Consider the following 21,150-nt stretch of genomic DNA (forward strand, 5'->3'; position numbering starts at 1 on the left):
GGAGATTGTGACGATCCACGACGTGGCCGCGGAAGCACCGCGGCGCCGATCGCCTACCGCTATTTTGCCAACCGGGAGACGTTGCGCGCTTGCCGTTCAGCGCTCTCAGCCCACCTCAAAAATCAGCGGCATCCGCGTTAGGCGGCGCGTGGTCGGTCGGTCCTTTTGAACGTAACCCTGGTTTGAACTTAACCGAAGGAGAACGACATGAACACGAAACCTAAACACGACAACCCGATTCTCGTAACCGGAGCGGCCGGCGCCGTGGGCGGCATCGGCCGCAACCTCACTGAATTCCTGCTCGCAAAGGGGCACAAGGTGCGCGCCCTCGTTCGGCGTGAGGACGAGCGCGCCGAAGCTTTACGATCGCTCGGTGCGGAGGTCGTGCAGGGCGACCTCACAGACCTTGCGTCGATGCATCGCGCCATCGAGGGCTGTGCGCGCATCTATTTCGGAATGTCTGTCTCTGCGGCCTACTTGGAAGCCACGATCAACACCGCCGCGGTGGCGCGCCATCACGGCGTCGAAGCCTTTGTGAACATGTCGCAGATGACGGTCTCGCAGATGAGCATCAGCGAGACCACCAACAGCCCGCAGCACAAGCTGCACTGGCTGGCGGAGCAGGCTCTGTCCTGGTCAGGACTGCCGGTCGTCACGGTGCGGCCGACCGTCTTCCTTGAGGGCTTCTTTCTTACGCTCGCCGCCGCCGGCGTGCGGGCCTCCGACGCATTGGCGCTGCCGATGGGTAGCGGCAAGACCTCGCCGATCTCGGCGGTCGACGTGGCGCGTGCGGTAGCTGCTATCCTCGACGACCCCGCACCCCATATCGGACAAGTCTACGATCTGACGGGGCCGGAATCAGCCGATCTGGACCACTATGCGCGTGTCATCTCCGAGGCGCTCGGCAGGCCCATCCGGTATCGTGACGTCCCACTCCCGGCATGGAGCGAAGGCCTTCGGCAGGCGCGGTTTCCCGAGCACGTCGTCAGCCATCTCTCGGCCATGACGGAATTGAACAAGCAGGGGCGTTACGACCGCATGACGGACACGATGTACAAGCTCACCGGTAAGGAACCGACGAGCATGCGCGATTTCGTGAAACTTCATGCCGCTGCGTTCACGCGGCGTGGGCCGGCGCAATCCTGAGACGCTCAGCACCTCCAAGGGGCAGATTCGGAACGTCGAGGTGCTCGGATGGTACGCTGCGGCAGGTCGGTCCGGCACGCGGATCCACGTGGGCGCCACGCTTTGGAAGCGGTAGTGAACGGGAAGAAAACGCTCGATGAGCCGAAGGCGGCGGGCGCGCAGGCTCTGCAGCGCCACCATGTGGCGATGACGTAAGCTCCGCTTCTGCGCTCGCTGCGGCAGGTGTTTTTAAGAGTGCAGCAGACGGCCAAGCAAACCGAAGAGTCCGGGTTTTTTAGAACGGTTGTACCTTGAAACGAAAAGGGTTGACCGAAACGAGTGGCGTGCTGTCGGCCGTTTGCTTCACTCTGAATTCTATTTCTTTTTCCGCCCTCGTATCCAAAACGGTAACGGACAATACTCCAATGCAAGTCACCTCTCGCGCTGCTTTGTCCATTGACTTCAGGAGTATCGTGCCACCCAGGCTGTAAACCGCGCTTTTTCTTGCACGGGCCAAAATTTCCAATTTTTCACTCTCCGAGTTCTCAGCACGCATCGTTGCGTCAAGCGAACTCGAGTTTTTGAGAGCAAACGTCACCAGCGCGTTATATTCATCGTCGGAAAGTATCTTAAGTACCGAACTGCGGGCATCCAAAGAACGACATTGGTGTTCCGCTGCCTGGTCGGCTTCTCCACAGCCGCTCAATGAAAGCACCAGAGCGAAGCACGCTAGCAATACCCGTCCTTCCCTAATACGTCTCATCGGACTGACCGTCGATCCTGACGTCTCGGGTCCTCGTCAGCTGCATCGCTTCTCGCAACCAGTCAAAAACGTATTCGTGAACCAAAGCCGGGTTATCAACGTGGTCCGGAAACGAGCCCGTTTCCTCCGGTGCAAACACCTTCAAATGAGCGGCTAGTCCTGCGCTACGCGCAGCATCGAGGAGAGCCGAAGCATCCTGGACGCCTGATCTGTCTTGAGCTCCCATTGTAACGAGGTAAGGACAGTCTATGGTCTGTAGCGGCCCAGCGAGCATAAGTCGCGCGGTTAGCCGAGAATCGATAAGCGTATCATCGAGTTTCCTCAGCCGTCTCTCCACGAACATGCGCTCGCGGTAGTCCCATAAGCCACCATCGCACACTGCAGCAGCAATACGGCGGTCGCGCGAGGCACATCGGGTTGCATAGGCTCCGCCTAATCCAATTCCGTATACGGCCAATCTCGAACCGTCCACGTCGGATCGGTCCCAAAGATGATCGATCCAATGGCCGATCACATCCTCGACCTCGACGACCGGTTCAATTCCGTTCGCATCCCTAATACCTGTTCCCGAACCGATGACATCGACGAGCAGAACAGAATAGCCGCTCTCGGATGCAATTCGTGGAACCGAGCATAGCAGGTCTTCCTTGAAATCATCCGCGCCACCTACGCAAACTACAACCGGCTGCGGCGCTATTCCGTTCGCGCGCAGATAGTACGCTTCCATCGTGCGTTTTCCGAAAGGCATCTGCAATATCTCACCTTTGGGAAACGAATTCCCCAGATATGACTGCGCACATTTGCGCATATCGAGGATTGCAGCTCTCCTCTTTCCGTCTTCCGCCGATAGAAAGAGTTCGGAAGTTCTATGGTAGTTCGATGCCCTTAACCAATTTGAGGCGGCGGCCTGAAGGCTTCCGCGTTCGAACGCCTGGTCAGCGCGGGCTCGGTTGGTCTCAGCTAGTCGGTTCCATGCACGAAACCAGCTCGCGCCGTCCCCGGGCACGATATTTTTTGAAGCTGAGATACATTCAGAGATAGAGGCCGCGCCACCTTGTGCGGTCGCCAGCACGCGCATGAAGAAGTAGGAATACTCCTCGCTGTCAGGCCAGGGGCGCCACCCCCATTCCAGCATCTCAGGAAAGGACGCATCCATCCGGTTCACACAACGGCTCGGTGGGCAAGTATTAATCCGGGGTACGACCCGGGGCGATCGCGAATCGGCCCCAGCTTGCGCCGGGGTTTCTTTTTTATGCTGCGACCTGACCTTAGCGCGCAGGCAACCCGGCCTGCCGCATGACGAAGCGCTGGATCCGCGGCACGACGATCACTAACATCGGCACGACCACGACATAGCTCGTTATTGCGGCCCTCAACCAGCGCATGGCGAAATCCGGCTGGAAGCCATAGTTCATGGCGAGACCGACGAACGACATGCTCGTCGAGGTGATCAGGCCGGTGATCAAGGCGATAGCGGGTCCGATCAGTTTCGGGGAAAGGGCCATTTGCTTGCTCCTGAGAACGGGGTTATTATTTACACAACGTAAAACTTATACAGCGTAAAAGCAAGAGGACCGATGCCGCGAATTGCCGATCCGGAGCTACCTCACAGGATCTTGAAGGCCGCCGACGCCCTGTGGCAGTCGGGCGGCGAGGACGCCGTGACGATCCGCGGCGTGGCGGCGGAAGCGGCCACCACGACGCCGACGGTCTATAGCTACTACGCCGACCGGGAGGCGCTGCTGACGGCGTTGCGCGCGCTCGCCTTTCAGCGCTTCTCGGCCCACCTCGCAAAGTCGCGCGACTTCCAGGATACCTGCGCACGACATCTCGAGTTCGGCACCAACCACCCCCGCGATTATGAATTGCTCTACGGGCGCGGCTGGATGGAGCGTGTCAAAGGAGATGCGCAGAGAGGTGAGATCGAACGATACACCACACATATCGTGCGCGCCGGTGTCGATGAAAGCCGGGCCGCGCACATCGCGTATCCGGTCATGATGATGCTGCACGGCGTGGTGATGCATAGGCTGCTGAACAAGAAGCCGAGTCCCCTTGGCCGGGCGATCGCCGCAGCCTGTCTCGAGGCTTGCATGACGCTGCTCGAAAGCGCGCGTCGGGAGAAATAGTCGCTGCCATCGACGAACGCAGCGTGTCGCAGCAAAATGCGAATTGCGGGATTGCGAGCGGGGTCGAACTTGCGAGCGGTGCCCACGTTCGGCCGGGCGAATGCGTCGGCGGCAAGATGGTCGCAGCTTTCCTGAATGAAAAACCTCCGGCAGGGCATTGCCGGAGGTTTTGGAGGTAGAAAATGAAGATAGGTCCTAGATGATCTCCCCTGTTCGTATAACGCGGGCCCCAACCGTTTGGGCCAAGCCACGCGACGTCATTTTACACAACAGTCAATTTATTGCAACAATTGATTTAGTCAAATAAATACCCCCGGCTTTGCGGCCGGGGGTGACAAGCGCTATGGTTTTGGATCAAAAATTGCGCTGAACGCGAAGATTGAGCGATGCAGTCCCGTTACTTCCGAACACGTAGGTTGCGGTCGGAAGTGGCAAAGCTGACGACGGAGTACCTGTAATGTTACCCTCCATATTGGTCTTCAGGTAGGCGTACATCGCTTCAGCACTGAACGTCAGATTCTTAACTGGCGTCCAGCGAGTGACCAGACCGATTTGCGAAACAGTAAAGCCAGGATCGCAAACTGAACCAACGCCAAAGGCACCGCCGGTGCCCCCGCCGCTGGTCACGCCGCCGCCGCGAATCGCGACACCGGCGTTAGCTACATATGTGTTGCAGTAGAGCTGCTTTGCCGTTTGATTGTAGCTGACTCCGGCGATGCCCCCGAACAAGCTCGATGACCAGTTAGCATCCCAGTTGTGAGTGAATGCCCCGCGGAAGCCCCAACCCCGCGTCAATTGCAGTTGCGTGATCCCGTTGCCGTTTGCCGCGCTTGCGCCGGAATAAATGGAATCCGTCGTCACGCCCATCGCGAACCTGTTGCCATCGTAGATGTCGAAGGAAGCAGGAGTCGGCGCACTGGTTGCGAGTACGTACTTTGTCGCACCCAAGGACCAGGTCGCGTCGACCTTGAGGTCGTCTCCCGCTCCGGTCGGGAGGTTCTTGATGTTCAACGCAGCCGAAACAGCACCACCGAACTTGTCGTCCGGATGGCCGCTCGTAATCGCGCCTGCTTGTGAAACAGCGCCGTTGAAGGTGGTTCCGACAATGTTGGCGTTCGCGAAATATCCGGCATGGTTGTCATGGATCGCGCCGGACAGTTGGAACAGGCCCCATGCTTGGTCTACCCTGACATTGCCTACGAAGTCCGGCACACTCGTGCCGCCGTAAGCGGTGCCAACACCTGTCTGGAAGGAGCTTGCGCCGCCATTGAACCCAATATTGCCTCCAGGCGCCCCGCCGATCGCGTTGATGATTTGGGTCCGGTTGAGTTGGTTCGCGCTGCTATCGTCGATACCGAGGGTAGCGGATACACCGTTGCCAAACTGCCAAGTGTACTGAACGTTGTTGATACCAGTCACGGAATCGTACCCACCGATCAGGTACGACGTGTTATTGCCTGGATATCCATTCCAGGGCGACGCGAATGCCGACACGGATTTGCCGAACGTAAACCCTGCAAACTGGATGAAAAGAAACTCGACGGCGGTGTACCCAGCGCCGGCTTGATCATTGTTCACCAAGCCCGCGGTACCTCCCGGGTTGACACTCGCCGCAATACCGAGGGAGCTGGTCGAACCATAGGTGCTGAACTGGAAATCGGCCTGCCCAAAAGTGCGAAGGACGCCGTATTCGGTGGCGGTCCGCGTGTCGACGGTCAGAGCCATACGCGAGCGATCGTTGTAGAAGTTCGCATAACGGTCGCGAATTGCGCCCTCGCCGTTCCAGAACGGACCGTCGTAAATTCCGCCGTTGACGGTTACGTCGGCGCGTAGATATCCGCCGAACTTGATGCAGGTGTCAGTGCCCGGCATGTAGTAGAAGCCCGCACCGTATAGCGAGCAAACCCTCACGTATTCGACCGCTTTGGCCTTTACGGGAAGATCGGCTGCCTGAGTTCCGCTCACGACGATCAGACACGCCGCTGAGCCGAGAATAAGGCTCTTGATAGAGTTCATTCAAACCTCCAGTTGGAAACAGGGCCCAAGATCCGCCGAATGTCTCCGCGGTTCGCTCCCCCTAACCGCTGCTCGCCGCTAAGCCTGTGTGGGCCGAACTGCTCGCTTGTGCGGGGCGCTGGAGTAACCAACGCCACGCACACAATGCAGAAGTAGCTCACATAATCAACACCATTGAGTTACTCAATTAAATATTGGACGCCAATTGTTGTTCGGAAGCCACACCCGCGACAACGGCGCTCTATGCGCACGCAATCAATTGATATAATTAATGAACCAAGAACATGGAGAGACTTGAAATGGGCAAGGGTACGAGGTTGGCTCGCCGGACGGCTGTCGTATCCGACGGAAAGCCGGAAAACCGACGACAGGAGGACATAGTCCGCCGATTCCTGTTGGATCTAGCCTCCATCAATGTGCACTTGGACGAGATCCGCCAATTTTGGGCCAAGAGCCTGGGTGTCAGCGGCCCGCAGTGGATGATTATGATGGCGCTCTCCGAACTCGACCGGGGCCAAGGCGTATCTGGAAAGGACGTGTCGAAGCTGCTTCATATTGATCCTTCCTTCATTACGACCCAGACCAAGCTATTAGAACGGGCAGGACTGATCCGAAGGCTGGAATCGAGCGAAGATGCCCGCGTCATCCTGCTGTCTCTGTCGGACAAGGCGCTGCGGCAGATCGGGTCGCTTACATCGAAGCAAGAGTTGTTGAACAAGTTCATATTCGCGGAGATGGACGGCCGCGCGCTTGCGGATATGGTGGAGAAAATTGCTTCTCTGAAGGAGAAGTTGCAGAGGGCGACGTCCAAAATCGCAGCCGAATTCTGAGTTTCAGATTGCGCCGTTTCAGGGAAGCCGACGCGAACGACCTTACCTTTCGGTCATCCGCTGCGCCAAAAGCGCAGGGCCTTGCGCGGTCGGGTGGTTTCTACCATCGCTTCCTGGCCGCCTCGAATAAGCTTTCCGAGCGTCATCGTTAGCTTACGAAGCTCTTCCCTCGTGACGCCATCGAGGAACCGATCGGCACAAGATTGCATCTTACCGGAGATGCCACGTAATTTATTCTCACCTTCAGCGCTTGGCCTCAAAAGCACACTTCGCCCGTCATCTGGATTGGGAGTCTTTATGACCATTTTCTTTAGTTCAAGCTTGTTGCACTCGTGAGTGACAAATGGTCCCGTTACATGAAGATAGTCCGCAATGTCTATTACGGATATCCCTCCCGCTCCAGCGTGTTCGGCAATGACCAGCAGAACATTGAATTGAGGCGCGGTAAGATCCAGCTCCGAGGCCAGTTGGCGGTGAACCGCATCGCTAAGCTCTCGAACGTAAGTGAGATCATATATCAGTTGGGAAAACCTCCGATCAGGGCTCAAGGGGTTCTTCTTGGTCCGAGCCCTGCCATTCAGGTTTTCCGCCATCGCCGTATTCCCGCAACCGCCAAGTCGACGTCAGTCAAGTATATGCCTTAATTAATTGACTAACTCAATCGCCTTTAATCATTAAATTACGAAAGGATTGAGAAGCGACCGGCAGGAGCAGATGCAGACGAATTTGAAGCAGTCAGCCAGCCTATCGACCGCGCGATCAGCTCTCGCCGCGGCATACCGCAGTCTTAATGCCTGACCGATCTCATCGGATGAGGTTGCTCCACCTTCATCTTATGGCGCAGCCAATCGAAGACGAATTCATGGACGAGCGCCAGATTATCAGCCAGGTTGGGGAGCGAGACCGCCTGCGTTCGCCTTCGCCGGTCAAGTGGGACCCTAGCACACTGACGATCATTGGGGCCGAGACTGCGAGTTCGACCGAGCGTCCATCCTTCTCCAATTGCGACCAAACCTTATCAGTGAGCTAACTGATTCCATTGGAGTGAGCCCTCTTCAGCGCCAACTGCTGACGTTGCCTGCGACTCCATCCAGCCCTCCAAGGTCATTTCTCAGGAAGGGTTCCAAATGACACGAGCCCCAGCACGGTCAAGGCGCGCGGGACGAGTCCGCGCCGAAGCCGCCTTCAGGTAACGAGCAGAACGCTCCGTGGTGTTCACACTACGGCGTTGCGTAGTCCCAAACATCAGGCGGCAGCTTATCCTTGAGCGATGCATACATGGCGTCGCGGAACAGTTTCACCGCCGGATACGGTCGAAGGGCAATCGTGCGCTCCACTATCAGCCCCTGCTCGTTGTCCACGATGACCTCCAAGCTCTCGATCTTGTGGCCGTCCATGGTCCCCTCCCATCGCAAGAAGGTGGTACGCCCATCGAGCTTGAACTCGGCCGTATAGGCACCGGAACCACGCGTCGAGCTCGACTGGGCGAATATCGCCGCGATGACGTCACGCCCCTCGATCGAGCCGTACCAGGATCGGGCTCTTGAATACGATGTTTTCGGCAAGGAGCGCGCTCACCTGAGCGGGTGTAGCGTTACCAGATTCCCGTAGTTTGCGTAAGGGATGCATTGTGATTCCTCCTATTGTGTGAAGGCGAGAAGGGCTCGAATTGCTGTCACTTCGTCATCATTTGCTGTGAGTGTCGGCGCGGGCGTTCGGTTGATGTAGCCTGCGGCTCTCGGAGCATATGCCCCGTAAGGCGATCGGCGAACGAGCCGATCACGATGGACGCAAGGCCGAAGAACGCCATAACGGCTTCAAAGTAGGCAAAGTCCATTGGTGCTATCCTTTCTCTGTTTCCACAAAAACGTGGTCGAACAAATCCCAGCTATCCTCCAGCGCTCACGTGCTTCACGCCTGTTGCAATGAAATTATCGAAGCGTTGGGCGAAGGGCTTTTTCTTCGGGGGCGGCCTCCTTGTCATCTATTTTCAAAAAACCTGTTGTGGGATCATCCAAACTGAGACCGTCTGCCAGACGCCTTCGCCTGAGTTGCGTTGATAAGCGACAAAGTCAGCGCCGGCGTCGTGCACCAGTTTGTGGCGATAAGAGTTGGTCCTTTTCGTCATTGAACTTCTCCTGATGGGTTGGCGTACTAACTTCGTAGGACGCCCTTATGAGATGGAGAAGAGAGTCCGCCTTGCCACCCTATGGATTTTGGAAGCAATCCTTCCGAAGTCTGAAAGGCCCCGACGTTTTGGATACAGATGGACGCATCCGGGTATCCGAAGTCCCGCTCACTCAAGCGAGATAGCCTGAAACGCCGTCCCACAGTAACTTCAATGCCGTCACGACCAGCAGTCCATAGCAGACACGATAAACCTGACGCTGGTCCAGCGAGCCGTGAAGTCGCCAACCCAGCCCTACGCCGCCGGGAATGGCGAACAGGCAAATCGCCATCAATGTCCAGGCGCCGGCGGTCGGTTTGACCAGCAGCAGCCATGGCACCGCCTTGGTCGCGTTGCCGACTGTGAAGAACAGGCTCGTCGTTCCGGCGTAGATTTCCTTGCTGAGGCCGAGGGCAGCAGATACATCGCAAGGGGCGGTCCGCCCGAATGCGCCACCATGCTGGTTATTCCCGAGGCAAGACCGGCCGTGATCGCCTTCGGCGTCGACCGCGGACCAGTAGCAACCTCCGCGCCTGCAACCAGCCATAGGCCGACAAAGATCAAAGTGACCGCCGCCGTCACAATGGCGATCGCGCGGTGGTCGAGGAAGCGGAACACCAGGTAGCCAGACCCGATGCCGATCACGAGTCCCGGCAACAGCACACAAGGTCAGGCTTCGACCAGGTCGAAGGCTTCCAGTAACGCAGCGCGAAGAGATCCATCGCGATGAACAAGGGCGCGAGCAGACCGCCGGCGGTGACCGGGTCCATCACCAACGACAATAGCGGAATGCCGACGATGAAAAATCCGCCACCGCCGGCCGCATTACCATGTCCACTTCACGCCGACTTCCGCATCATGGATCAATCAAATTGAACGCTGGCTCGCTGAACTCACCAGAAGGCAGATCCAGCGAGGTGTTCATACCTCCGTCAGGTAGCTCGAGGCCCGCGTGACAGCGGGCGATTCACCGGCTGGTACGCGGCGTGGAAATCGGGCCGCGCCAGCCTAGAACGCTTGCGCTGTTTCAGCCTGACCGAAACTTCGGCCTGGGCTTTCCACAATTTGGAAGGGCTCTTTCCGATTTGCGCGCCTGTTGACGCATGGTCCTCGCCCCATCTCCTGGCCGAGACGCCGCCAGAGCGCGGCAATTGGCAGTAGGAGGCGAAGATGGGTGAGGTAATCCGATTCATTTCAAAGGCCGAGCGCGAACGACTCCGCCTGATCCGAGAAGCTCGTGCGATTTACGACGGCGTTTTCCCGCCGTCTGAATCGATCAGCGAGGAGCCCGACGAGACACGAATAACTCATCTGGTACCTGGAGCCGGTGCTGGTCGCGACGAGGTTCGTCCGTAATCAAGAGCATCGCCGCACGTCTCAAACGTCTGCGCTTTCTGTCGCATCTCAGAGGAGATCATCATGTCAATCCGCAACATTCTTTTCGCTACTGCATTCGCCTTGGCCTCCCTGGGGGCTACCCGCGCCGATGGTCTGCGTCCGGTCGAGGCCAAGAGCATCGACCTTGGGGAGGTCTCGGGCGTCGCTTACTACACGGTCGAGCGGGATGGGTTTCACGTCGTCACAACCCTCGCGCAAGGTGAGGCCGGAACGCCGATCCGCGTCGTGTCTGTTCTTGCGCCGGGCCAGCGTGTGGTTCTCTCGACGGCCAATCATGCGAGCAGGCTGGAAATCAGCCGGCAGGGCGACAGCGTCCTTGTCCGGAAGGATAACGAGGCCTTGGACTGAATCTTGGTCAACCAGTGTAGCTATGGAATAGGGAAGCCACGCATGTCGACGATCCGCCTCCATCGAACGACCACTTTAACGCGCGAACAGTACATCGCCGGACTCATCGACTTCGGGCCCGGCCGTTCGAAGCTCTTCGGTAACAGCGCCGATGAGTACCTCAAGGTGCATCACAGCGGCCCTTCGCACGCCGACGTCACTGAAGGTTCAACCGGCATTTGGGAACGCCTGCACTACGATTGGTCCGATCCCAACCACGTTGTACTCACGACGACCGACTCCAATGTCTGGGGAGGCGCTTCAGGTCATACGTACACTTTCACGCGCCGTCCCGACGGCACTACCGACATTGACGTCGCCGTGGTGCGCGATGGCAAGAATTTCAAAGGGCGGCTACTCGGCTTCGTACTAGGCACCATCGGCCGGCGCGTGTTGGAGAGCGCGTTTGAAAAATCGGTAAAGGCAATTGAGGCCCGAAACAGTTCTTCGGTCAAGCGCGTTCAGTCTGGCGATCAGGCGTCTTTAGCTCCGCGAGGACCCGCTTTAGCCGTGGCGCCGCGAAATCGAGAAAGGCGCGCACCTTGATCGGCAAAAACCGATCGGCTGTGTAGACCAGGTTGACCGGCAATGTCGGCGGTTGGAACTCATCCAGCAGAGTTATCAAAGACCCGCACCTCAGTGCCGCGTGGAAGTGGTGCGAGAGGGCGACCGTAATTCCGATGCCCGCACACGCCGCGTCACAGGCAGCCTCGGTGTTACTAACAATGAGCCGCGGGTGCATTGGCACCGCGACGGGCGTCTTGCCGACCACCAATGTCCAAACATCGGGCGACGCAATAGCCGGATAGCTGATGCAGTCGTGGCCGGCCAGATCATCTGGCGTGCGCGGTGTTCCGCGAGCCGCGAGGTAAGCAGGACTGGCGCAAACCACGGGCCGTGTCGTCCCCACCCTCACCGCTATCAGGCTGCTGTCCGGCAGCGTGCCGATGCGCAAGCCTACGTCGACCTGCTCTTGAAACAGGCTCAGCACACGATCGGTCAGGATCAAACTGGTCTTGATATCAGGGTAGGTCTTGAGAAAGTCCGCCAGGATGGGGATGAGGTGCGTACGCCCAAGGCTAACCGGAGCCGTCACCGTCAGCTCGCCCGTTGGCGCGGTATATTCGCCAGACGCCATACGCTCGGCCTCGGTTACGTCCGCGAGGATACGTTTGCAGGCAGCCAGATAGGAGCTGCCTGCATCCGTGAGCGCCAACTGACGGCTCGACCGGTTGAACAGCTTGATCCGCAGATGCGACTCAAGCTCTGAAACCTTGCGGCTGACCGTTGTGAGCGGCGTCCTCATTTGACGCGCCGCAGCCGACAGGCTGCCGGCCTCCACCACAGCCAGGAAGGTCGACATCGCTTCGAGCCGATCCATCGAACACCTCTTCCAAAATCCGGAAGGAAAGGTCTCAACTCTGCCATGTCTCTGCAATTTTTGTAAGACCGTTTCAGAGACTTCCTAGGTAGCCGTTGAATCCGCGCGGCGAATGGCTTGATGGACGTTACGGGCGACGTGACGCCCCGGCAGGCTGAATGAGCGTGGCAACCTCCCGGTCCTGCGGGTCCTCACTTGCCGCAAGCCCAGCCATAACGCCGACACGGTCAACCTCAGTACGGTTTTGGCTCATCTTGCGCTTGCCTTCAAACCGCGCGACTGGGATCCGCACGCCAACGATGCCTCGCAATTGCGCGGCGATGTAATCGGCGGGCGCGTCAGCAACAACCCATGGATTGGCCCGCGGCCGCTCATGCTTGTTGGTCAGGCGCGTCACCACATCTCGCAGACGTTCGGACTCCTGGAAAAACTCGACTGGGCCGTAGGCATGCACTGCGACATAATTCCAGGTAGGCACGACTTTTCCGGTTTGCTGCTTCGTTGCGTACCAGGATGGTGTGACATAGGCCTCCGGCCCCATGAAGATCGCCAAACCGTCGCCAACTGGCGGAAGACGCCATTGCGGATTGGCCCTCGCGATGTGCCCATACAGAACCCCGTGCTCACATTCGTTTTCGTCGAGAAAGAGCGGAAGTGGTGTTGCAATCGGGCCGTCAGCGGTTGCCGTTACTAGATTGGCCAGGCGCGCGGCATGAATGGTCGCACGGATGCTCTCAACATCATCGTTCTTAAATGCGGGCGGCACGTACATCGCGTTTCTCCGTCACGTCTCCGGAGAGAGTCCAGAACCGGCACACAGTATGAGACAATATGTAGCTATCCAGATCGAGAGACAACGGGTTGCTTTCTTTCCTGGAGGGGCAGGTTTCGGCGGCCCCCTCGGTAAGGATTCGCTTCGCCGCGGCGACGGAGAAACGACCGCGTCGGTCGGTACTAGTACGCGCCTCGAGCGATCGAATAGCTTGGTCCGAAGCTGCGCTTCGAGGTCCCAGACCGTCCGGCTCATGGTTGCGAGCGACGTTTTTGTGCGCGGCAGCGTACAGGCTGTCAGCCTCAGCAACCGCCGGCATCGTCGACGTTGCTTCAAAACGATCCATGTCTGTTTCCGTTTTTTGGAAGGATACATCTCGATTTTGTCAGATACCGAATAACTGAGCAGAGTCTATCTCCAGCCTCCACAACGTAGTCGCTTAACGCACGGGAGACGGACATGAACACGACAGGAACGAAGGGCATCGCACTCATTACCGGCGCATCGAGTGGTATCGGGGCGGTCTACGCCGACCGGCTGGCAAAGCGCGGCCACGACCTCATTCTGGTTGCTCGCAACATGGATCGGCTTGCATCGAATTTTGGGACATTGCCGGCAAGCCGGTTCACCAACTGCCCGCGGAGATCGTGATGTCAGCTGACGACATGGTCGACGCAGCATTGGCAGGCCTCGATCTCGGCGAGACCGTGACTATTCCCTCGCTGCCCACGCAGGCGGAATGGGATCGCTATGAGGTGGCTCGCCGCACCATGAACGGCAAGCTTTCGAGTGCAGTCCCGGCGCCTCGGTACAACGTGCGCCAACACGAGCGCCTAAACGTCTAACCAGCACTCCGCGTATTCACACCAAATATTGCTATTGAAATCAGGAGCGTGTCATGAAGAACATCATAACCACTGAAGTAATCGACCAGGATCGTCGCGGACTTTTGGGTGCGGCTGCGATGGGCATCGTCCTTGCCGGTACCGCAAGCCTGCTTCCGTCGCCCTTGTCCGCAGCGCCCGCCGACGCCATCCGTCCCTTCCACGTCAATGTGCCGGAAGAGCGACTCTCTGATCTCCGCCGACGCGTCTTGGCGACGCGATGGCCGGATCGGGAGACGGTCGGCGATGCGTCGCAAGGCGTTCAGCTTGCGACGACAGAAAAGCTCGCGCGCTATTGGGCAACCGAATATGACTGGCGCAAGGTTGAGGCGCGGCTCAACGCCCTGCCGCAATTCGTCACTGAGATCGACGGCCTCGATATTCATTTCATTCACGTTCGCTCGAAGCACGAAGACGCGCTGCCGCTCATCGTCACGCACGGCTGGCCGGGCTCGATCATCGAGCAGCTGAAGATCATCGAACCGCTGACCAATCCCACCGCTCACGGCGGCAGCGCCTCCGACGCCTTCCACGTTGTGATTCCGTCGTTGCCCGGCCATGGCTTCTCGGGCAAGCCGAAGGCGCCTGGCTGGACTCCCGTCACCATCGCCCGTGCTTGGGCGACGCTGATGCAGCGCCTCGGTTACGCGAAGTATGTCGCACAGGGCGGCGACTGGGGGAACGCTGTGTCGGAGGTGATGGCCCTGCAGCGGCCAGCAGGACTGCTTGGCATCCACACCAACATGGCAGCCACGGTTCCGGCCAATATCTCAAAGGCGCTTGCGTATCACGAGACGCCGCCCGCCGATCTCACCACGGAGGAACGCAAAGCGTGGGATCAACTGGCCGATTTCTACGGAAAGGGGCTTGCGTACGCCTTGGAGATGTCAAACCGTCCGCAAACCCTGTACGGCATCGCGGATTCGCCGGTTGGGCTCGCCGCGTGGATGATCGATCACGACATCCGCAGCTATAAGCTCATCGCGCGTGTCTTCGACGGAGAAACTGAGGGCCTCACGCGTGATGACATCCTCGACAACGTCACGCTCTACTGGCTGACGAACACCGCGGTCTCGTCTGCGCGCCTCTATTGGGACACCACGCAGATCTCGACCGGAGGGGGCTTCTTTGATGTCCGGGGCGTCAAGATCCCCGTCGCTGTGAGCGCCTTCCCCGACGAGATTTATCAAGCCCCGCGGAGCTGGGCAGAGCGCGCCTATCCGAACCTGATTCACTACAACAAGCTCGAAAAGGGCGGCCACTTTGCGGCGTGGGAACAGCCGCAGGTCTTCTCGGCCGAACTGCGCGCTGCGTTCAAGCCGCTGCGGCAAACCCAGTAGAGCAGCCGCCGGCGCATGCACCGCCAGCACCGGCTTTTCATGACGGGCGTAGTTGAACAGCCGAGGGGTTGAACATGAGCACGATCCAAGAGCAGAGCGGAGCTGCAACCAAGACTTCGCAGGCACGGAAAGCCGATTTGAAGCTTGAGGCCGTTGTCATCCCGGTGTCGGAGGTCGATCGCGCACCCTTGGGAGATCGGCTATGCCGATGGCGCAAAGGATCATCACACAACTCTCATCATTCCAACGCGTGATAGCGCCGGCTCGACACACGGCAATGAGTATCTTCAGCTTTATCGGCGTATCGATGATGCTCAGGGAGGTGAATATGCGCGTTTGGGCAGGTGGCCATATCGCATCGGCAGCGCTCTTATGGGCCTTGTCGTCCGCGCGTCCGGATACGACAACTGTCCCAACGGTCTCTTGCTGGCGGGCCTTGGACGCAGTATCGCGAGATCGCGCGGGACGACAGGGAGACCTTAGACGACGAGGACGGAGAGGCTCTGGCTCCTCGCTGGGGACCAGCGCAGGTTCAAATCTGGGATGCGCAACCACCGATACCGACACTCGCTGGCCGTGGAGATTTGAACTCGAGACCCCCCGATATTCAAGTTAGATCCATAAATTATGAGGCCGCCTGACACGCGGGTCCGCAATGGCAAGGAGATGGCGCTTGCCGCCCAAAATCGAAAAACTTCCGGAGCGGGTGTGAGACAATTCACATCGCCGTGGCGCATTTCGGCCTAGTCCAATTGTCTGGGGGGACGACCTGAAACGTATGGAGATGACGCATGACGCGCCTTGTCCCTTCCGTGATTGCCGTCCTGGTTGCGATAGGTGCGGCGACCAGTGTCCTCAAATCTCACTCGCTCTTCCCCTTCGGCGGGACAGGCATGCCCCCAGTCCAAGAGATCCGAAACACGGATCAGTTGGGCAGGCTTCCGGTCCAGGACTTCGATGACCGCTCGTTGGTCTTTCCGAGGGACTCCACCCAATAGCCAGGGACGACACAACCCGCAGCGAGCCTCCCGCGACCCCTGTTGTGCGCGCGGCCAGCCATCATATAATTGCGATGGTGACGTCGTGTACCGGGAGATTGCCATGAAGGCGTTTGTGCTGGCTTGCGCGGCTGCCATCGTTATCGCGTCCGCCGGCGTGGTGGTGCTCAATGGGCTGCAAGAGCCTGTTCAACAGGCGTTCTCCACGTCGGCAGTCCGCCTGTAATCGAATCCGGCCCAGCGCAGCTTCGAGATTCGGAGCAGGATGCAGATTTTTTGCGGCTTGAACGTCCGCCGCCGCGATGGGCGGCGCGGTCGGCGGATCGTCGACGTCTTGCAGTCCGGCTCTTATTCCGCTGCCGTCGCCGGTTGCGGTTGGGCGTCATTGGGCCCGGTTCGGGCGCTCTGCTCTTCGAACCACAGGCTGTGGTGCTCCTTTGCCCAGTTCACGTCGACGGTGCCGGTGCCCATGGCTTCGAACGCACCTTCCATGCCGATGGTGCCGATGTAGATGTGCGCCAGCATCACCGCGACGAACAGTACGGCCACGGTCGAGTGCACGACCTGGGCGAGCTGCATGCCCTCGATGCCGGACACGTAGAACGGAAACATCAGCTGATAGCCGGTGACCGCCACCGCCGATCCGCCGATCACGACGATCCAGTAGACCGCCTTCTGGCCGGCATTAAATCGATAGGCCGGAGGATGATCGTGGCCGACCATGCCCCCGCCCTGCTTGAGCCACTGGATATCCACCTTGTTTGGAATGTTGCCCCCGATCCACATTAAGAAGATCAGCACGACGCCGATGGTGAAGGGGAAGCTCAGATAGTTGTGGGCATATTTCGCCCATTGCGACCATTCGGAGAACGCTTCGAAGCCGATCAGCGGCAGCAACAATGGACGGCCGAAGGTGATGTTCAGGCCCGAGACCGCCAGGATGATGAAACAGGTCGCCGTCATCCAGTGCACGAAGCGCTCAAAGGCAGAAAAGCGCTCCACCGTGCGGCCGGATCTGCCGCCCTGCAGCCGCACCATGCCGCGGCTGAGGTAGAAGACGACGAGCAGTGCCAGCATGCCGAGGATGGCGACGCCGCCGACCCAGCGCAGCGTCACGTTGCGGAATTCCCGCCAGTCGCGGCCCGCCGGCTGCTCGAGCACGCCCGAACGCTGATCGGGTATGCTGACGCGGCCCTGGATCCGGCTGAGTTCCTGGAGAAGCTGCTGCTCCTTCACCGAGCTTGCGGTCGGGTTGACCTGCTGCGCGGCCGCCGGCATCGACACGGCAACGAGCAACACGAACGCCCAGGCGCCGAGTGCCAGGCGGACATATCTTCCAAAAGACGCCATCAGCCTCCTCCTCCTCGATATTGCCGCGCCCTGCCGCGCCGATTGTCAGGACTCGATCGTCTCGCGGTAGGCGGTCTTCCAGCCCCAGGCGCCGGAGCCGTAGCCGCGCCTGGTGACACGCTCCTTATAGATCTGGGCGATGATTTCGCCGTCGCCGGCCAGGAGCGATTTGGTAGAGCACATCTCGGCACAGAGCGGCAGCTTACCCTCGGCAAGGCGGTTGGCGCCGTATTTCTCGTATTCCGCCTTGCTGCCATCGGGCTCCGGGCCGCCGGCGCAGAAGGTGCACTTGTCCATCTTGCCGCGCGAGCCGAAGTTGCCGATCTTGGGATATTGCGGTGCGCCGAACGGACAGGCGTAGAAGCAATAGCCGCAGCCGATGCACAGGTCCTTGGAGTGCAGCACCACACCGTCGGCGGTGGTGTAGAAACAGTTCACCGGACAGACCGCCTGGCAAGGCGCGTCCGTGCAATGCATGCAGGCCATCGAGATCGAGCGCTCACCGGGCTTGCCGTCATTGATGGTGACGACGCGGCGCCGGTTGATGCCCCAGGGCACCTCGTGCTCGTTCTTGCAGGCGGTCACGCAGGCATTGCACTCGATGCAACGGTCGGCGTCGCAGAGAAACTTCATCCGAGCCATGGTCGTTGCTCCTTATGCCGCTGCGATCTGGCAGAGAGTAACCTTGGTCTCCTGCATATTCGTCGCAGGATCGTATCCGTAGGTGGTGATCGTGTTCGCACTCTCGCCGAGCACGATCGGATCGGTGCCCTTCGGGTAGTTGCCACGAAGATCCTTACCCGCGAGCCAACCGCCGAAGTGGAAGGGCATCCAGGCAACGCCCTTGCCGACACGCTCGGTGACGAGCGCTTTCATCCTGGCCCGGGAATTGTTCTCGGCGCCCGTGACCCAAACCCAGCCGCCGTCCTTGATACCGCGCTCGGCGGCATCGGCCGGGCTGATCTCGATAAACATGTCCTGCTGCAATTCGGCCAGCCACGGATTGGTGCGCGTCTCCTCGCCGCCGCCCTCATATTCGACGAGACGTCCCGAGGAGAGGATGAGCGGAAACTGCTTGGCGATCCCCTTCTCCACGGCTGCCTTCTGTACGGAGAAACCTATGTTGGGTATTCGGAACTGCTTGGCATCCGGCAAGGTCGGATATTTGGAGACGAGATCGACGCGTGGCGTGTAGATCGGCTCGCGGTGAACCGGAACGGGATCCGGCAGTCCGAACGCATTCATGCGCGCCTTTCCGTTGCCGTATGGCACGCAGCCATGCTTCAGCGCGACGCGCTGGATGCCTCCGGAAAGATCGAGCGACCAGGACACCGTATCGGGGTTGGCGGGACTGATCTTCGTGATCGTGGCCATTTCGGCCTCGGTGAGATCCGTGTCCCAGCCGAGCTTCTTCAGGCTCGCCAGGGTGAATTCCGGATAGCCGTCCTTGATATCGGAGTCCTTCGAATAGGAGCCGTCGGCGAGCAGGCTGACCTTGCGCGTGGTGCCGTCGGGAAGCTTCTCCTCGCGCTCGATGCCGAAACGGGGCCGGAACGTCCCGCCTCCGTCCATCACCGGGAGATTGGTGTTGTAGAGTAACGGCGTGCCGGGGTGCCGCACTTCGGGCGAGCCCCAGCACGGCCAGGGCAGACCATAATAGTCACCGCCGACTTCAGGATCGTCCTTGGGCGCCCGCATCGTCAGCATGTCGAACTTGGCCTGGTTCTTCATATGCGCCTTGAGGCGCTCCGGCGACTGCCCGCAATAGCCGGTCGACCAGCTGCCGCGGTTCATCTCGCGGAGCACATCTTCCGCTTCAGGCAGATTGTTCTCGACCTTGATGTTCTTGAACATCTGATCGGCGAAGCCGAATTTCTTCGCCATCAGATAGATGATCTCCAGGTCGTCCTTCGACTCAAAGATCGGCTTGACGATCTGCTCGCCCCATTGCAACGAACGGTTCGAGGCGACGCGCGAACCTTTGCACTCGAACTGCGTGGCAACCGGAAGGATGTAGACGCCGTCCTTGCGCCCGGCCTCTACGGCAAGCGATGCCCAGGTGGTCGGATGCGGGTCCGCGATCACGAGCAATTCGAGCGCCTTCAGACCGTTCAGGGATTCGGGAATGCGGGTGATGCTGTTGCTGGCGTGTCCCTGCACGAACACCGCCCGCACATTGTCCTTCTGCGCGACCTGATCTTTCGGCAACGTCACCGCCTCGAACCAGCGCGTGAGCGGGATGCCGGGGGTTTCCATGGTCTGCTTGGATTCGAAGTGCGACTTCAGGAAGTCATAGTCGACCTCCCAAACCCGAGACCAGTGCTTCCAGGCGCCCTCCGCCAGACCGTAATAGAACGGCAGCGTGACGATATCGAGCCCGACGTCGGTTGCTCCCTGTACATTGTCGTGGCCACGGAAGATGTTGGCGCCCATGCCCTCTCCGCCGACATTGCCGGTCAGCAAAAGCAGGATGCAACTCGCCCGCACGTTGGCGGTGCCGACGGTCTTCTGGGTCTGGCCCATGGCCCAGATCAGCGTTGACGGCTTCTCCGTGGCGAACGTCTTGGCGACGCGCTTGAGCTGTTCGCCCGGAATGCCGCTCACACGCTCGACTTCTTCCGGATTCCATTTCTCGACTTCCTTGCGGAGATCGTCGAAACCGTAGACGCGCTGCTTGATGAACTCCTTGTCCTCCCACCCGTTTTGGAGGATGTGCCACATCATGCCATAGAGCACCGGGATATCGGTGCCCGGCCGCATCCGCACATATTCGGTCGCGTGGGCCGCGGTGCGCGTCAGGCGGGGGTCGATGACGATAAAGTTGGCCTTTTGGAGTTCCTTGCCCTCGAGCAGATGCTGCAACGATACCGGATGCGCCTCGGCCGGATTGCCGCCCATGATCATCTGGGTCTTGGCATTGCGGATATCGTTGAAGCTGTTGGTCATCGCGCCGTAGCCCCAGGTATTGGCCACGCCGGTAACGGTGGTCGAATGGCAGATACGCGCCTGATGGTCGGTGTTGTTGGTGCCCCAGAATGCGCCGAGCTTGCGGAACAGATACGCGCCTTCATTGGTCATCTTGGCCGAGCCGAGCCAATAGACGGAATCTGCGCTCGATTTCTCGCGAATCTGCAACAGCTTGTCGCCGATCTCGTTGACCGCGGTATCCCAGGAGACGCGGGTCCATTTGCCGTCCACAAGCTTCATCGGATAGCGAAGCCTTCGGTCGCTGTGGACGAGCTCGCGCACCGAGGCGCCCTTGGCGCAATGTGAGCCACGATTGATCGGCGACGCCCAGCTCGGCTCCTGTCCGATCCAGACGCCGTTGAGGACCTCCGCCGTCACGGTGCAGCCGACGGAGCAATGCGTGCACACGCTCTTGCGGACGGTCGCCCCCGAGGTGAGTGGACCGGCCATTGCCGCTTCCGCTTGGCGCACGCTACCGACCGGCAGCGTGCTCAGTGCGGCGAGACCGCCGCCGACGAGGCCCGATCGACGCAGGAAGGCACGGCGGTCAAGACCGCCGCCTTGCGCCGAAAGCGACTCGGCGATCGATCCGCGGGATTGCGCTTCGGAACGCTGGCGTTGTGTTCGCTTGATCAGCACGGCC

The 21,150-nt window shown here is 59.5% G+C and carries 22 protein-coding genes and 4 pseudogenes; 11 read left to right on the top strand and 15 right to left on the bottom strand.

The annotated features are described in order from the left end of the window. The first annotated feature begins 207 nt into the window (after nt 1-207). Nucleotides 208-1,146 (top strand): SDR family NAD(P)-dependent oxidoreductase, encoded by a 939-nt coding sequence (locus tag BLR13_RS07920; protein ID WP_074825714.1) that lies wholly within the window; start codon nt 208-210, stop codon nt 1,144-1,146. Nucleotides 1,147-1,420: 274 nt separating this feature from the next. On the opposite strand, the gene BLR13_RS07925 is transcribed toward BLR13_RS07920, so the two are convergent. The 3 genes from BLR13_RS07925 to BLR13_RS07935 form a co-directional block, all read right to left on the bottom strand. Continuing rightward, entirely contained in the window at nt 1,421-1,888 is a 468-nt protein-coding gene (locus BLR13_RS07925; RefSeq protein WP_143039780.1) for a hypothetical protein, read from the bottom strand. Continuing rightward, nucleotides 1,875-3,044: an alpha/beta hydrolase family protein gene (locus tag BLR13_RS07930; protein ID WP_074825710.1), complete on the bottom strand. Its 1,170-nt coding sequence runs from the start codon at nt 3,042-3,044 to the stop codon at nt 1,875-1,877. The genes BLR13_RS07925 and BLR13_RS07930 overlap by 14 nt, the downstream gene beginning before the upstream one ends. 112 nt (nt 3,045-3,156) lie before the next feature. Further along, the gene (locus BLR13_RS07935; RefSeq protein WP_074825708.1) at nt 3,157-3,393 is read right to left on the bottom strand and encodes a DUF2798 domain-containing protein; all 237 of its coding nucleotides are present in this window, start codon (nt 3,391-3,393) and stop codon (nt 3,157-3,159) included. Between the two features lie 72 nt (nt 3,394-3,465). Between BLR13_RS07935 and BLR13_RS07940 the strand changes: the two genes are divergently transcribed. Further along, on the top strand, nt 3,466-4,017 hold the full coding sequence (locus BLR13_RS07940) for a TetR family transcriptional regulator (RefSeq protein WP_074825706.1): 552 nt from the start codon (nt 3,466-3,468) through the stop codon (nt 4,015-4,017). Between the two features lie 354 nt (nt 4,018-4,371). Here the strand turns inward: BLR13_RS07940 and BLR13_RS07945 are convergent, their stop codons facing one another. Then, nucleotides 4,372-6,033: a porin gene (locus BLR13_RS07945; protein WP_074825700.1), complete on the bottom strand. Its 1,662-nt coding sequence runs from the start codon at nt 6,031-6,033 to the stop codon at nt 4,372-4,374. 299 nt (nt 6,034-6,332) lie between these two features. Here BLR13_RS07945 and BLR13_RS07950 point away from each other — a divergent pair, with 299 nt between their 5' ends. Beyond that, nucleotides 6,333-6,863 (top strand): MarR family winged helix-turn-helix transcriptional regulator, encoded by a 531-nt coding sequence (locus tag BLR13_RS07950; RefSeq protein ID WP_079587942.1) that lies wholly within the window; start codon nt 6,333-6,335, stop codon nt 6,861-6,863. A 53-nt stretch (nt 6,864-6,916) separates the two neighbouring features. On the opposite strand, the gene BLR13_RS07955 is transcribed toward BLR13_RS07950, so the two are convergent. The 5 genes and pseudogenes from BLR13_RS07955 to BLR13_RS07970 all read right to left on the bottom strand — a co-directional run. Next, entirely contained in the window at nt 6,917-7,456 is a 540-nt protein-coding gene (locus tag BLR13_RS07955; RefSeq protein ID WP_074825698.1) for a MarR family winged helix-turn-helix transcriptional regulator, read from the bottom strand. Between the two features lie 627 nt (nt 7,457-8,083). Continuing rightward, nucleotides 8,084-8,260, bottom strand: a complete 177-nt coding sequence (locus BLR13_RS41325; RefSeq protein WP_197679527.1) for a hypothetical protein — start codon at nt 8,258-8,260, stop codon at nt 8,084-8,086. A gap of 278 nt (nt 8,261-8,538) precedes the next feature. Beyond that, nucleotides 8,539-8,700, bottom strand: a complete 162-nt coding sequence (locus BLR13_RS39975) for a hypothetical protein (RefSeq protein WP_154070857.1) — start codon at nt 8,698-8,700, stop codon at nt 8,539-8,541. A 153-nt stretch (nt 8,701-8,853) separates the two neighbouring features. After that, entirely contained in the window at nt 8,854-8,991 is a 138-nt protein-coding gene (locus BLR13_RS41045; protein WP_171944987.1) for a hypothetical protein, read from the bottom strand. 172 nt (nt 8,992-9,163) lie between these two features. Beyond that, a pseudogene (locus BLR13_RS07970) lies at nt 9,164-9,851 on the bottom strand (sulfite exporter TauE/SafE family protein); the annotation flags it as partial. Here BLR13_RS07970 and BLR13_RS39980 point away from each other — a divergent pair. The 4 genes and pseudogenes from BLR13_RS39980 to BLR13_RS07985 form a co-directional block, all read left to right on the top strand. Then, nucleotides 9,845-9,967 (top strand): annotated as a pseudogene (locus BLR13_RS39980) (IS630 family transposase); the annotation flags it as partial. The pseudogenes BLR13_RS07970 and BLR13_RS39980 sit on opposite strands and share 7 nt — an antisense overlap. Nucleotides 9,968-10,200: 233 nt before the next feature. Continuing rightward, on the top strand, nt 10,201-10,386 hold the full coding sequence (locus BLR13_RS41615) for a hypothetical protein (RefSeq protein ID WP_074825695.1): 186 nt from the start codon (nt 10,201-10,203) through the stop codon (nt 10,384-10,386). 63 nt (nt 10,387-10,449) lie between these two features. Further along, nucleotides 10,450-10,776, top strand: a complete 327-nt coding sequence (locus BLR13_RS07980; protein ID WP_074825694.1) for a hypothetical protein — start codon at nt 10,450-10,452, stop codon at nt 10,774-10,776. A 42-nt stretch (nt 10,777-10,818) separates the two neighbouring features. Further along, entirely contained in the window at nt 10,819-11,361 is a 543-nt protein-coding gene (locus tag BLR13_RS07985) for a hypothetical protein (RefSeq protein ID WP_074825693.1), read from the top strand. Here BLR13_RS07985 and BLR13_RS07990 read toward each other — a convergent pair. From BLR13_RS07990 to BLR13_RS08000, 3 genes are all read right to left on the bottom strand, one after another. Next, complete coding sequence (locus BLR13_RS07990; RefSeq protein WP_074825691.1) at nt 11,267-12,196, bottom strand: LysR family transcriptional regulator; 930 nt, start codon at nt 12,194-12,196, stop codon at nt 11,267-11,269. The two genes, BLR13_RS07985 and BLR13_RS07990, sit on opposite strands and share 95 nt — an antisense overlap. 127 nt (nt 12,197-12,323) lie before the next feature. Beyond that, a complete protein-coding gene (locus BLR13_RS07995) occupies nt 12,324-12,968 on the bottom strand; it encodes an FMN-binding negative transcriptional regulator (protein ID WP_074825688.1) in 645 nt (214 codons plus the stop codon). After that, nucleotides 12,946-13,314, bottom strand: coding sequence for a hypothetical protein (locus tag BLR13_RS08000; protein ID WP_079586527.1), 369 nt, complete (start codon nt 13,312-13,314; stop codon nt 12,946-12,948). Before BLR13_RS08000 ends, BLR13_RS07995 begins: the two co-directional genes overlap by 23 nt. 113 nt (nt 13,315-13,427) lie before the next feature. On the opposite strand from BLR13_RS08000, the pseudogene BLR13_RS42545 reads away from it, so the two are divergent. From BLR13_RS42545 to BLR13_RS42205, 4 genes and pseudogenes are all read left to right on the top strand, one after another. Further along, nucleotides 13,428-13,559, top strand: a pseudogene (locus tag BLR13_RS42545) (SDR family NAD(P)-dependent oxidoreductase); the annotation flags it as partial. Continuing rightward, nucleotides 13,550-13,813, top strand: a pseudogene (locus BLR13_RS41620) (SDR family NAD(P)-dependent oxidoreductase); the annotation flags it as partial. The pseudogenes BLR13_RS42545 and BLR13_RS41620, both read left to right, overlap by 10 nt. 119 nt (nt 13,814-13,932) lie before the next feature. Next, the gene (locus BLR13_RS08010; RefSeq protein ID WP_244525118.1) at nt 13,933-15,192 is read left to right on the top strand and encodes an epoxide hydrolase family protein; all 1,260 of its coding nucleotides are present in this window, start codon (nt 13,933-13,935) and stop codon (nt 15,190-15,192) included. 1,101 nt (nt 15,193-16,293) lie between these two features. After that, nucleotides 16,294-16,416, top strand: coding sequence for a hypothetical protein (locus tag BLR13_RS42205; protein ID WP_256379182.1), 123 nt, complete (start codon nt 16,294-16,296; stop codon nt 16,414-16,416). Nucleotides 16,417-16,538: 122 nt separating this feature from the next. Here BLR13_RS42205 and BLR13_RS08020 read toward each other — a convergent pair whose 3' ends face one another. From BLR13_RS08020 to BLR13_RS08030, 3 genes are read right to left on the bottom strand one after another with little or no spacing between them, the layout of a single operon-like run. Further along, on the bottom strand, nt 16,539-17,540 hold the full coding sequence (locus BLR13_RS08020) for a formate dehydrogenase subunit gamma (RefSeq protein WP_074825679.1): 1,002 nt from the start codon (nt 17,538-17,540) through the stop codon (nt 16,539-16,541). Between the two features lie 45 nt (nt 17,541-17,585). Next, nucleotides 17,586-18,182, bottom strand: coding sequence for a formate dehydrogenase FDH3 subunit beta (fdh3B, locus tag BLR13_RS08025; protein WP_074825676.1), 597 nt, complete (start codon nt 18,180-18,182; stop codon nt 17,586-17,588). Between the two features lie 12 nt (nt 18,183-18,194). Further along, nucleotides 18,195-21,146, bottom strand: a complete 2,952-nt coding sequence (locus BLR13_RS08030; protein ID WP_074831787.1) for a formate dehydrogenase subunit alpha — start codon at nt 21,144-21,146, stop codon at nt 18,195-18,197. Nucleotides 21,147-21,150: the final 4 nt, after the last annotated feature.

Source organism: Bradyrhizobium ottawaense (genome assembly GCF_900099825.1).
GTDB lineage: Bacteria > Pseudomonadota > Alphaproteobacteria > Rhizobiales > Xanthobacteraceae > Bradyrhizobium > Bradyrhizobium ottawaense_A.